The organism is Acinetobacter sp. 3657 (assembly GCF_031456775.1).
In the GTDB taxonomy this organism is placed as follows: domain Bacteria; phylum Pseudomonadota; class Gammaproteobacteria; order Pseudomonadales; family Moraxellaceae; genus Acinetobacter.
On the sequence record NZ_JAVDVH010000013.1, the window covers coordinates 44,687 to 57,165 of the forward strand.

Consider the following 12,479-nt stretch of genomic DNA (forward strand, 5'->3'; position numbering starts at 1 on the left):
ACATAATGATCAACAGTTCACCTTATCAAGACTTCGGCGCATGTGCGTCGAGTGTCATGAATGCTTCCTTGGCGTTCTGTAGGGGAGGCAGTTGACCTAGCGAGGCTAGACCAAATGCATTTAAAAATTGGGGCGTTGTAACTAACAACGCAGGTCTTCCAGGTAAATCTCTGAAACCAGCTTCTTTGATCCAGTTCCAGTCAAAAAGCGTTCTTAAAATCTGACTATTATTTGATACACCACGAATTTGTTCAATATCGGCACGTGTGACGGGTTGATGATACGCAATCACTGCGACTGTTTCGAGTAATGATGGTGACAATTTAGTTGGGCGCTCTGGCCAAACTTGCGTAATGATATTTCTATACTTTGCACGTACCTGAAAACGAAACCCTTGTACCGTTTCAATCAACTCAATGGAGCGACCATGTTGTAACATAGCCAATTGTTGCAAAAACTGACGTAACTGTTGCTTATTATATTGGTTTTGAAATGCTTCTTTTAGTCGTGCAAGTGAGACTGGTGAGTCACTGGCGAATAAAATTGCTTCAATTTGCAATAAAACATCATGATGAATGTCTTCAAGCGACATACCTTCATTTGAGTCCAATTGATCTAAACTCATGCTGCAACGCCTTGAACAGTTAACGGAGCTTCAATTCCAGTATGAATAATGTGAATTTTTTGCTGACGCGTGAGTTCAAGCACCGCCATAAAGGTCACAACCATACCCATGCGACCTTGTTGTGGGTTGAGTAATTCAATAAAACTCAATGCCTCACCAGATGCAAGTTGGTTTTGGATAAAGGCAATACGTTCTTCGAGTAAAACAGGTTCCTGTGCCACAACATGTGTTATTGGCTCAGGACGGTTAAACACACAGAATATTGCATCGCGTAAAGCTTCGACATCATAACCTTCGTAAATGGGTGCAATATGACCAATACTGACATTTGCGCTAAAAGTATCGCGTTCAAAGATCGGCATTTGACCTAATCTTTCAGCAGCTTGTTTTATGCGTAAATAGGTTTCTAAACGATCGATCAGCTCTTGTTTAGGATCTTTTTCAAATTGATCAACAACCGTGGCTTTGGGCAATAATAAACGTGATTTTAAATCAGCAAGCAGAGCCGCCATCACCATATAATCTGCCGTCAGTTCAATATTCAACGACTTCATGCTATCCATATAGCTAAGATACTGAGTCGCAATCGGTGCAATATCTATGTGTAACAGATCAAAGCCATTTTTTTGAATCAGGTAAATGAGAAAGTCCAAAGGCCCTTCAAATTGTTCCAATAAGATTTCGAATGCAGCAGGCGGTATATACAAATCTTCAGGTATGGTGTCATGCCACTCGTCAAGCACACGAATGGAAGGAGTTAACTCCAGAGAGGAAGATAGGATTTGATTCATTACCGTTATAAGCCACGCGAATTTTCAAAAGCATGAAGGGATCGTTTTTGTGATCAAGGGATGACACATACTACTAAGAGCACGGCTATTCTAATCGAAATAGTAAATTTAATAAATTACTCACTTACAAAAACCTTAAAGTTCTCAGGGTATTTTCTAGATTTATGCAAAATTATAGAGAGGCAGTAAAAAATTATGCTTAAATTAGCGACGAAAACTTCATTTTCTTTAAATGATAAATTATTATGAAACATTATTTAAGCACGCAACAAAATCAACTTGGGCAAAAAATTGGCCTTTCAATTGAAAATTATGTACCTGCTCGGTCAATTGTCGGTGATTTAAATGGACAATACGTTAACTTGATCGATATTGCTGGTGGCGTGTCCGACCAAGCCCTCAGTCAAATGTGGACGTGTGTTTCAACAGAACCGAATGATGGATGTTGGACTTATCTGCCTTATTCGGCACCACAGAGCCAAGATGTTATAAAAGATGCTTTGCACAATTCATTTAATTTTAAAGATTCCATCCATTTTCTGATCGAAATCGATGGGGATGTACAGGGCTGGATCGCGTTATTAAATCCAAGGCTTGAACATGGTGCGATTGAAATCGGTAATGTTTACTTTTCACATAAGATGAAAAAATCAAAAGCATCGACTGAAGCGATATTTTTATTATTACAACAATGTTTTAAACAGGGTTTTAGACGTGTGGAATGGAAATGTGATGATTTCAATACACCATCAAAAGCAGCTGCATTGCGCTTTGGGTTTCAGTATGAAGGTCTATTTCGTCAGGATCGGATTGTAAAAGGTCGAAATCGCAACACAGCATGGTTTTCGATTCTTGATGAAGAATGGTCAGCTTTGGAACAAGTTTATCAACAATGGTTAAGCCCAGAAAATTTTGATGAACAGGGTTTTCAGAAACAGCGATTGTCTGATTTTATGATTGACTAAAAATGTAAGTGCTTACTCAAAAGCACTCACATCCCCAATCCCACGACGGATAACTTCTGGATTTTCACCTGATAAATCCACAATACTTGTCGTTGCTAACATTCCAAAACCACCATCGATAAATACATCAATACGTTTGCCGAGCTGATTTTCAATATCAAATGGGTCATCTAAAGGATCTGTTTGATTCGGTAAGATCAAGGTACTGGTGAGTAAAGGTTCATCTAACTCTTTTAATAATGCTTGAGCAATTGGATTACTTGGAATACGCAGACCGATGGTTTTTTTCTTCGGGTGCATTAAGCGTTTAGGTACTTCACTTGTTGCTGGCAAAATAAAAGTGGTTACAGCAGGTGTATTATTTTTAAGCAAACGATACATTGCATTATCAACTTTGGCATAAGTTGCAATGTCCGATAAATCACAGCACATGATGGCATATTGATGTTTTGGACCTAAACCACGAATTTGAGCAATACGTTCCATCGCACTTTTATTACCAATCTGGCAACCAATGGCATAGGCCGCATCAGTTGGATAGACCACAACGTCACCAGCACGAATACGGTCAACGGCTTGAGTGATTAAGCGAGCCTGTGGATTTTCAGGATGAATATGTAAATGCAACATTATTATAACTCCCTGATCTATGTGGCTGAATTTAGTATGAAACTTGTTGTGGGCATGTTGCAAGAGTTTGATGTGATAATTTTGTCATTTAATCAAGGTATTCACGTTTAAATTCATTGAGTTGTAATGGTGATCCATTGCGTGTGCAAAGACAAATGCAATAAATAAAATGCGCAGCATCACGAGGTAGCTTTGCTTCACCAGAAAAATACCGTTGTACTTGAGCAAACACATGATCTTTAAACTGTCGCCCATTTCCGCTGTCGCCCGTTAAGTTATCTAAAGACACACGAAATTTTCGACCAAAGGCGGTTGCAAATAACCATTCAATCGCTTGTGGTTTGATTTCAACTTGTTCAAATAAGCTTTGTTGTTCAGCACTTCGACCATCAGGTGCATACCAATATCCAAGGTCTGGAAGTAAACGGCGTTTTTCACCTGCGATCGTCCAATGGCTGATTTCATGCAGGGCACTATTAAAGAAACCATGCGCAAATTGGATTCTTGCAGCTTGTTGCAAAGTTGCTGGGAAATACTCTGGTTCAAAATCACCTTTGACTAAAGTGACATTATGGTGGGAAAACCAAGAATTAAAGTGTAAAATAAGCCAATCGACCTGCTCTGATTCTGTCGTTAACTTTTGCCAAGATAAATGTTGCACTTGATCTGGCATTAACGCAGCAGTAGTGGTTGAATGGGTGCGAATGAGTAATGAAGTTGTTACTTCAAGTTGCGGCTGCAACAGGTGCATTGCTTGATTTACCCTAAGTTCTGTCAAAAGAAGTGCAAAATTGTATCTTAATCTTTGACAGAGTACCGATGAATTTGTAAAATCGCGCTCTTAATTATGTCAGCAAATACTTTTCCAAGCCAAATCGAGCCATTTAAATGGGCTGAACAGGGCTTTACATGGTCAGGAACACTGCCATTGTCTCGCTTTGCTCGTATTGCTCGAGAAGCTGTTGGTTCAATTGATGATCAATTGATCAACATAGACTGTAAGCTATCAATGGATATCTATCATCGTATTATATGGTTAGATGGACATATTGAAACCAAAGTTCCAATGGAATGCCAACGTTGTTTGGGAACTGTTGAAATTGAATTGGTTTCAGACTTTCATTTAGCTTTGATTGATGATGAGTCACTGATAGAGCGATTGGATGAGGATGCTGATTTCATCGTTTTAGGTGAAAGTGAATCTTCGAAAAAAGGTGATTTTGATACACCTGCATCGATCAATTTACTCGCATTACTAGAAGATGAACTGTTACTGTTGATGCCTTTATCTCCTAAACATGATGTTTGTGAGCATAAGCATCGACCTGCCACTCAGGATGATGTCGAAGAAAAGCGGGATAACCCGTTTGATGTTTTGGCTGGCCTGAAGGGTAAACTTAGCTCATAATTTATGTTATAATGTTGAGTTAAGACAACCGAATTTGTTCTGATCCATTTTTTCGATCTTTGTAAGGAGCCATCATGGCCGTTCAGCAAAACCGTAAAAGTCGCTCTCGCCGTGACATGCGCCGTTCACATGACGCTTTAACCGAGAATGCATTATCTGTAGACCAAACTACGGGTGAAACTCATCGTCGTCACCACGTGACTAAAGATGGTGTTTACCGTGGTCGTCAATTATTCGCTAAAGCAGCTGATGCTGAATAATTGAATCATATGCATTAAGCGATAGCTTAAAGTATAAAAAAAATGGGAGCGAAAGCTCCCTTTTTTGTTGTTTTTCGCAATTATAAAAAGATTTAATCAATGTTAAATTGCCGCATCGCTAAAGAGTCTATCGTCATTCTCATGTAGAATCATGAGTGTTGATGAAATTGGCAATAGACTAATTTAAGGATTTTTATATGTCGACTAAACGACTTGAGCAGGCAGCTCAAGCAACAAAAACAGCATTTGTTTTTCCGGGTCAAGGCTCGCAAAAAGTAGGTATGTTGGCTGAACTTGCAGAGCAGTTTAGTGTTGTTCAGGACACCTTTGCTGAGGCATCGGAAGCGCTTGGTTTTGACCTTTGGCAGATTGCTCAAAGTGGTGAAGGTTTAGATCAAACTGAAAATACTCAGCCTGTGTTACTCACTGCAAGTATTGCGTTGTGGCGTGTCTGGTTAGAGTTAGGTGGTATCGTACCGAAATACTTAGCTGGACACTCTTTAGGAGAATACAGTGCGTTAGTTGCAGCTGAAGCAATGACGCTGGGCGATGCAGTGAAATTGGTCAATTTACGCGGTAAATTGATGCAAAGTGCTGTTCCTCAAGGTGAAGGCGCAATGGCTGCAATCCTTGGTTTGGCTGATGACAAAGTTGTTGAGCTTTGCCAGCAAGTCTCTGCGGCAGGTCAAGGTTCAGTTGAAGCTGCAAATTACAATGCGCAAGGTCAAGTTGTGATTGCGGGGAGTACTTCGTTGGTTCAGCAAGTCATGACTGAGGCAAAAGCGCAGTCTGGTAAAGCCATCGCATTGCCTGTTTCGGTCCCTTCACATTGTTCATTGATGAGATCAGCAGCAGAACAGTTTGCTGACGCTTTGGAACAAACTGCCATTGAGCTACCCCACCTTCCTGTAATACAAAATGTCAACGCGGAAATCGCTACGGATGTTGCTCAATTACGTCAGGCACTCACTGCGCAATTGTACCAATCGGTACAATGGACACGTACCATGCAATATCTACAAGATCAGGGTATTCAGTATGTGGTCGAATGTGGGCCGGGTACAGTACTTAGTAATCTTGCCAAGCGATTACCGAACATAGAAAAAGCATTTGCCATTGATAGCAAAGCACGTATGGAAGATGCCCTAAACGCAGTGTTAGTGGCAGAAGGAAAAATTGCATGACACAACAACGAAAAGTTGCGTTAGTGACAGGAGCAAGCCGAGGTATTGGCGCAGCAATTGCACAGCAACTCATTCAAGACGGTTTTTTTGTCGTTGGTACCGCGACTTCTGAATCAGGCGCGCAAAAACTGACAGACAGTTTTGCTGAGCATGGAACGGGTGCGGTACTTGATGTTCGTAATGGCGAGGCAATTGATACTCTTGTTTCGCATATCGAGCAGCAATATGGTTCGGTTCTGGTATTGGTCAACAATGCTGGGATTACCAAAGATAATTTGTTATTGCGTATGTCTGAAGATGATTGGGATGACATTCTCAATATTCACTTGAAAGCGGTTTACCGTTTATCTAAGCGAGTATTGAAAGGCATGACCAAAGCACGCTTTGGACGCATTATTAACATCAGTTCTGTGGTTGCACATTTTGCTAACCCAGGACAAGCCAATTACTCAGCCGCGAAAGCAGGGATTGAAGCATTCAGTCGTAGCTTAGCGAAAGAGATGGGGAGTCGTCAGATTACGGTAAACAGTGTAGCACCTGGTTTTATCGCAACTGAAATGACTGATCAGTTAAGCGAAGATGTTCGTAAAAAAATGATCGATCAAGTAGCTTTAAATCGTCTAGGTCAACCCCAAGATATTGCAAATGCAGTGAGTTTCCTTGCAAGCGATAATGCTAGTTACATTACTGGTACAGTTTTACACGTAAATGGTGGTTTATACATGGCCTAAGTGGCGACGTATAAACTTTTAAAAATTTTAATATTCAATTAAACTAGTGGCAAATTAAAACGCCACAAGCAATGAGGAGAATTCCTGTGAGCGATATCGAACAACGCATCAAGCAAGCTGTAGCTGAACAATTAGGTATGCGTGCTGAAGAGATCAAAAACGAAGCATCTTTCATGGATGACTTAGGTGCTGATTCTTTGGATTTGGTTGAACTTGTTATGTCTTTTGAAAATGACTTTGACATCACCATTCCAGATGAAGATTCAAATGAAATCACAACAGTTCAATCTGCAATTGATTATGTAAGCAAAAAACTTGCTTAATCATCTTGCATGATCGAAAGCCACCGTAAGGTGGCTTTTTTATGGGTGAAAATAAGAAATTCCAAATATACTGAGTGTTGTTTTAGAGAATATACATATATTTACAAGACCTATTTAAATTGAAACTCGAGCAATTCTTTTTTTCTGTATAACTAGAAATTAGGTCAACTTTGACCAAGCATCATTAATAATTACAGAGGAAATAACAATGGGTCTTTTTGATTTTGTTAAAGGTATTGGCAAGAAAAATACTGCGCCAGCAGAACCACAAGCTGCGCCAGCATCACCAGCTGAGCCGTCAGCTCAGGAAGTAGCAAATAAATTATTGGGTTTGATTAAAAGCTTAGGTTTAGGTGTTGATGGTCTATCAGTTACTTATAATGGTGCGACAGATACCGCTGTGATTAAAGGGCAGGTAAAGAGCCAAGCGGATAAAGAAAAGATTGTACTTGCTGTAGGGAATATTGATCATGTTGCACAAGTTGATGATCAAATGACGGTTGAAACAGCAGAACCAGAAAGCAAGTTCTATACGGTAAAATCAGGCGATAACTTGTCTAAGATTTCTAAAGAGTATTATGGTGATCCAAACCAGTACAATAAAATTTTTGAAGCGAATAAACCATTGTTGAAAAATGCAGATGATATTTTCCCAGGTCAGGTGTTACGTATTCCACAATAATTTGCGGATGCTATAAAAAAGGCGCTAATTGCGCCTTTTTTATAAGAGTTTGTTTGAAACCTTAGTATCAATCAGTTGCTATCGATTCCATAAGAACTGATATACGTATTTAAAAACTATAGGTCATCCCAAGTTTGACTGTTCTTGGCTGCCCTGGATAAACATAGCGATTAAACGCGCTATCATCATATTTTTTATTAAAGATATTTTTAATATCGAAACTGAAACGTATGTCCGATGACAGATTGTAATAAGAAATAAAGTCCGTAGTCGCATAACTTCCCATGCTGTATGTGTTATTTGCAGTTTGTCCTTTTCGGCTGGCAATATAGCGTTGGTTTAAGCCTAAACCTAAACCATTTAATGCATCTGATTGAAACTCATAAATACTTAATAGATTGAATGAATCTTTAGGAATATTAGCTAAACGTGTTCCTTTGGTTAAGCTATTATCTTTGCTCACCGTAGCATCGGTATAGGCATAATTTCCAATAATTTTCCATTCTGGGGTGAGATTTCCGACCAAACTGAGATCAAAGCCTTTACTTGTGACTTCGCCTGCGGCAACGCTTTTTGTTGAATCCACTGGATCTAATGTCAGCACATTCTCTTTTTTGACATAATAAATCGCATTTTCAAATGAAAGTTTATGATCAAGAAGAGCGTATTTTGAACCAATTTCATAAGAAATACCTTCTTCAGGATCAAAGCCTTGATTGTTTCGATCTGCGCCTGCGTTTGGTTTAAATGATTTACTGATGTTGCTATAAAGCGTGAATTGATCAGTTAGATCATAGGTAAATCCAATACGAGGTATGACGGTATTGTGATCAGTTGACCATGAAGAATGATTTATAAAATTGGTATAATCCTGTTCGTAATGCTCAAAACGTAAACCAATCAGGGTATTGAGTCGGTCTGTTAAGCGAATTTGATCTTGAACATAGAAAGCTTTGCTACGCAGTTGCTCATGATCATGTGTGGTGACATTGACTAATTCAGGCAGTGGCTGAGCGCGGTCGGGCTGGTGGATATTTAAGTCAAATGGTGCCGTGGAGCGAATAATATAGGAACGGTAGTCATAATCTTCAAATTCTATTCCAGACACTAACGTATGTTCTAGGTTAAACAGATTAAACTCACCGACAAGGCTTGCTTGAATATTTTTGTCATTCCAATCTAAATTTCGCCAATTATAATTTCGAGTAATGATTTCACCATGACTATTGGCTTTTACACTATTTGCTTCAACGGCATAACCATGCAAATTTCCATCTAAATATTGCGTACCAACATTCAACTTCCATGCATCATTGAGACGATGTTCAACGCGTAATTGGAACATATCATTGTCGTTATAGAGCCGATTTCTATTTTTTCCAGATTCCCACCAATATTCTTTGGGATCAAAAGATTGTTTTTGTTGACCGTCATAGCGAGTGAAACCACGATCTAAAGCATGTTGGTTGCGTAGGAAATCTGCTTCAAAGATAACCTTGGTATTCTCTGAAGGCGTCCATTGAATAACGGGTGCAATGTTCCAGCGTTTTGAGTCAACATGTTCCCGAAAAGTATCTCCATTTTCACCCATTAAATTTAAACGGTAGCTGATACTATTATCTGGAGTCAAAGAGCCAGTGGAATCCACTGTACTGCGATAGAGTCCTTCATCATCGATACTCAAACCGAGTACTGTTTTTCTTTCGGCGAGGGGTACTTTACTCACCACGTTAAAAGTACCTCCTGGATCACCACGACCATACAGGCTTGATGAAGCACCTCTTAAAACTTCTACGCGCTCGATGGTTGAGCTATCAGGTGCATTGGGATAACCGCGGTTAATTGGAAAGCCATTTCTATAATATTCGCCGCTAGTAAAGCCTCGAGATGTGAAAGTGGTTAGCCCTTGTCCACCAAAGTTATTTGCTCGTCCAAGTCCCGCGACATCAAGTGCTTCGGATAAGCGGGTTGCTTGGATATCTTCAAGTACTGCTTTATTGACCACAGTTACAGCTTGTGGCGTATCTTTAAGCAAAGTGGATGTGCGTGTCGCAGAACTTGCAGAATTGACCTTGTATTCTTTTTCAGAATTTTCGACTGCTGTTGAGGCTTGAATCGTGATGGTTGGCAGTGTATTCACTTGATCATTTGCAAAGACAGTCATGGCACAGCTAAGCGGTAATAGGCTAGGTAGGAGGCGGTATTTCAGCATGAGGGATATAGTGCAAATTAAAATGATAATTATTATATTTTATAAGCAAGTTAAGGTTCTTGAATATTTTGCATATGTTTATAGGAGTTGATGATAAATTTGCATATGGCATTTTAGATAGGTAAAAGATTAATTTTTTTGGTGATATAATTTTTTGATTATTTATTTAATTAAAAATTGAAGACAAAAAATGAAAGCTCTAATCAATATTATAATTCTCTATACTTTTTTGATATCAATGGCTTTTGCATCAAATCAGATGATGGATGAAACACAATTCACGAATTATTTTATTCAGAAGGCAAAAAAAGATTTAGTTAAAAATCACTTTGAAATTGTTGCTCCCCTAACTGTAAAGGTAAAATCTATTGATCATTCTGATAAAGAGTTAACATCTTTTCTGGACAATATTTTTAAGCAATACAAAAATGATCCGCAGGCATTAGATACTCTCTTGGACGCATTTATTCATAATTTGATGGGAAATGAATTCCTATATGAGGAGTCAATACAGTTATCATCCGTACTGGCTGTAGTCAAGCCCGCAGAATATGTATTGAGTATCCAGCAGCAATTATCTCAAGCAAAAAAACAAGATGTTGAAAAGTTGGATTTATTAAAGAGAAAAATCAATGATGACCTTTATCTATTGTATGTTTTTGATACAGAAACAGGGGTAAGGTTTTTAACTACAAAAGATTTGAAAGATTTAAAGCTAGATGAAAATACTTTATATAAAAAGACAATAATTAATTTAGAGCATTATTTTAAAAGCAAAGGATTAATTATTGATAAACTTGATATGAATGGTCCTAGTAAATTGTACAAAATTAGTTTAGATGAGATGTATGATGCAAGTATTCTCATACTTCCAAACTATCTAGATAAGAAAAAATATGATCTAAATGGTGAACCTGTTTTTTTTGCTCCCAATAGAAATGTTGTATTAGTAGTCGGTTTGAATGATGTATATGGATTAAAAATTGCCAAACATATAGCTTGGCAATCTTTCAATGAAATGGGATATGCAATCACACCTAAGGCTTATATCTATAAAAAAGATTTTCTTCAAGAATATATAATTCCTGAGATGTAATTCACCATGTAGCATATTTTAAAACCGCTTTGGAATCTTTTGCCCATGAGGTACAGGTGTTTCAGCATGTTTTAATACGCCGAATAGCCATGTCTCTGCATGTTGAACTGCGATTTTGAGTGAATCACCTAAAGCCAATCGTCCCGCAATAAAACTTGCCAAAGAACAACCTGAACCATGATATTGCCCTTCTAAGCGAGGGCAACGGCTTTCCGCAATCATTTTGCCATCGGCATACAGTACATTTCGAATATGATCGGGTGTGTCTTCATGCCCACCTTTGACCAGCACTGCTTTTGCACCCATTTCAAATAATTTTTGAGTGGCTTGCTCAATGTCATTTATACCCGTTAAGGCAGTTAATTCAACCGTATTTGGGGTAATCACTGTGGCTAAAGGAATCAGCTCAACAAAGGCTTTGACTAGCGTGGCTTGATCGCCTAGTGAACCGCCACTATTGGCGACGAGCACTGGATCGAGTACGTATTGGTAGTCGGTATGTTCACGTAAAAATTCAGCTAAAGCCGCAATATTATCGGTGGTACCGAGCATTCCAGATTTAACGCATTTAATTGGTAAATCACCAACCACAGCATTTGCTTGTGCAAGCAATAGTTCTTTTGATGTCGCTTCAAAACCAAAAACTTGTTGAGAGTTTTGAATGGTCAGCGCAGTACATGCAATCGCAGCATGTGCACCGCTTTGCCCAATTGCTTCAATATCGGCTTGTAAACCAGCACCGCCAGATGGATCTAAACCTGAAAAACAAAGTACGGTCGGACGCACTGCAATTTCCTTTTATGTTTTCATTTACGTTAGTATAGGGAAGTTTCGAGAAACTCTCGACTCCGTTGTGTAAGGCTTTAAGAGATTGGACGAATGACGATCAAAAATATACTGATTGATTTAGATGGGACTTTGACTGACCCGAAAACTGGGATTCATGGTTCAATTCGTTATGCGCTAGAAAAGCTCAATCAACCTTTGGCGAATGACGTTGATTTAGATTGGACCATTGGTCCACCACTGAAAGCATCTTTGGCAAAATTATTAGACACACAAGATGATGACTTGGCTGAGCAAGCGTTAGCTGCCTATCGTGAGCGTTTTTCGGTTACAGGTTTGTTTGAAAATGAAGTCTATCCAACTGTAGAAGTCACTTTAGGACAGCTACAGGCACAAGGATATCGCTTATTTCTTGCAACAGCGAAGCCAACAGTTTATGCCAAACAAATTTTGGTTCATTTCCAGTTAGATCAATATTTTACTGGGATCTATGGGAGTGAGCTGACAGGTGAGCGTACCAATAAAGCAGATTTAATTACTTATATTCTTGAGAAAGAACAGTTGGATGCGCAGCAATGTATCATGGTGGGTGATCGTCAATATGATGTGATTGGTGCACGTGCAAATCAGATTGAAACCATTGCGGTGAATTATGGTTATGGTACGGTAGAAGAATTGATCCAAGCACAGCCAGTAACGCAGATTGCACAATTTGATGAATTGCTTGAGTGTGTAAATGAGATCAATGTAGAACGAAAAGTTTCATAAGCATTGAATGGGTAAATA

15 protein-coding genes are annotated in these 12,479 nt (G+C 38.9%); 9 read left to right on the top strand and 6 right to left on the bottom strand.

Features of this window, described 5'->3' with window-relative positions; all coding sequences use genetic code 11:
- Positions 1-25 precede the first annotated feature (25 nt).
- Both scpB and J2Y37_RS13060 read right to left on the bottom strand, forming a co-directional pair.
- Positions 26-625, bottom strand: coding sequence for an SMC-Scp complex subunit ScpB (gene scpB / locus J2Y37_RS13055; RefSeq protein ID WP_004669999.1), 600 nt, complete (start codon positions 623-625; stop codon positions 26-28).
- A complete protein-coding gene (locus tag J2Y37_RS13060) occupies positions 622-1,416 on the bottom strand; it encodes a segregation/condensation protein A (RefSeq protein WP_349033095.1) in 795 nt (264 codons plus the stop codon). Before J2Y37_RS13060 ends, scpB begins: the two co-directional genes overlap by 4 nt.
- Positions 1,417-1,661: 245 nt before the next feature.
- On the opposite strand from J2Y37_RS13060, the gene J2Y37_RS13065 reads away from it, so the two are divergent.
- Complete coding sequence (locus J2Y37_RS13065; RefSeq protein WP_349033096.1) at positions 1,662-2,381, top strand: GNAT family protein; 720 nt, start codon at positions 1,662-1,664, stop codon at positions 2,379-2,381.
- A 12-nt stretch (positions 2,382-2,393) separates the two neighbouring features.
- Here J2Y37_RS13065 and J2Y37_RS13070 read toward each other — a convergent pair whose 3' ends face one another.
- Positions 2,394-3,011, bottom strand: a complete 618-nt coding sequence (locus J2Y37_RS13070) for an L-threonylcarbamoyladenylate synthase (RefSeq protein ID WP_004670005.1) — start codon at positions 3,009-3,011, stop codon at positions 2,394-2,396.
- Positions 3,012-3,099: 88 nt separating this feature from the next.
- Positions 3,100-3,762: an elongation factor P hydroxylase gene (locus J2Y37_RS13075; protein WP_241322859.1), complete on the bottom strand. Its 663-nt coding sequence runs from the start codon at positions 3,760-3,762 to the stop codon at positions 3,100-3,102.
- Positions 3,763-3,858: 96 nt separating this feature from the next.
- Here J2Y37_RS13075 and J2Y37_RS13080 point away from each other — a divergent pair, with 96 nt between their 5' ends.
- From J2Y37_RS13080 to lysM, 6 genes are all read left to right on the top strand, one after another.
- Positions 3,859-4,419 carry a YceD family protein gene (locus J2Y37_RS13080; protein ID WP_004670011.1) on the top strand — a complete coding sequence of 187 codons (561 nt, stop codon included), beginning with the start codon at positions 3,859-3,861 and terminating at the stop codon, positions 4,417-4,419.
- A gap of 74 nt (positions 4,420-4,493) precedes the next feature.
- Entirely contained in the window at positions 4,494-4,679 is a 186-nt protein-coding gene (gene rpmF, locus J2Y37_RS13085) for a 50S ribosomal protein L32 (protein ID WP_004670013.1), read from the top strand.
- Between the two features lie 197 nt (positions 4,680-4,876).
- Positions 4,877-5,863, top strand: coding sequence for an ACP S-malonyltransferase (fabD, locus tag J2Y37_RS13090; RefSeq protein ID WP_349033097.1), 987 nt, complete (start codon positions 4,877-4,879; stop codon positions 5,861-5,863).
- Positions 5,860-6,594, top strand: a complete 735-nt coding sequence (fabG, locus tag J2Y37_RS13095; RefSeq protein ID WP_004670018.1) for a 3-oxoacyl-ACP reductase FabG — start codon at positions 5,860-5,862, stop codon at positions 6,592-6,594. Before fabD ends, fabG begins: the two co-directional genes overlap by 4 nt.
- 86 nt (positions 6,595-6,680) lie before the next feature.
- A complete protein-coding gene (gene acpP, locus J2Y37_RS13100; RefSeq protein WP_004670020.1) occupies positions 6,681-6,917 on the top strand; it encodes an acyl carrier protein in 237 nt (78 codons plus the stop codon).
- Between the two features lie 208 nt (positions 6,918-7,125).
- Entirely contained in the window at positions 7,126-7,599 is a 474-nt protein-coding gene (gene lysM, locus J2Y37_RS13105; RefSeq protein ID WP_005198127.1) for a peptidoglycan-binding protein LysM, read from the top strand.
- A 109-nt stretch (positions 7,600-7,708) separates the two neighbouring features.
- On the opposite strand, the gene J2Y37_RS13110 is transcribed toward lysM, so the two are convergent.
- A complete protein-coding gene (locus tag J2Y37_RS13110) occupies positions 7,709-9,763 on the bottom strand; it encodes a TonB-dependent receptor (RefSeq protein ID WP_349033098.1) in 2,055 nt (684 codons plus the stop codon).
- A 238-nt stretch (positions 9,764-10,001) separates the two neighbouring features.
- Here J2Y37_RS13110 and J2Y37_RS13115 point away from each other — a divergent pair, with 238 nt between their 5' ends.
- A complete protein-coding gene (locus J2Y37_RS13115; protein WP_349033099.1) occupies positions 10,002-10,907 on the top strand; it encodes a hypothetical protein in 906 nt (301 codons plus the stop codon).
- Positions 10,908-10,925: 18 nt separating this feature from the next.
- Here the strand turns inward: J2Y37_RS13115 and J2Y37_RS13120 are convergent, their stop codons facing one another.
- Entirely contained in the window at positions 10,926-11,693 is a 768-nt protein-coding gene (locus J2Y37_RS13120; RefSeq protein ID WP_349033100.1) for a hydroxymethylpyrimidine/phosphomethylpyrimidine kinase, read from the bottom strand.
- 93 nt (positions 11,694-11,786) lie between these two features.
- On the opposite strand from J2Y37_RS13120, the gene J2Y37_RS13125 reads away from it, so the two are divergent.
- Positions 11,787-12,461 (top strand): HAD-IA family hydrolase, encoded by a 675-nt coding sequence (locus J2Y37_RS13125; protein WP_349033101.1) that lies wholly within the window; start codon positions 11,787-11,789, stop codon positions 12,459-12,461.
- Positions 12,462-12,479: the final 18 nt, after the last annotated feature.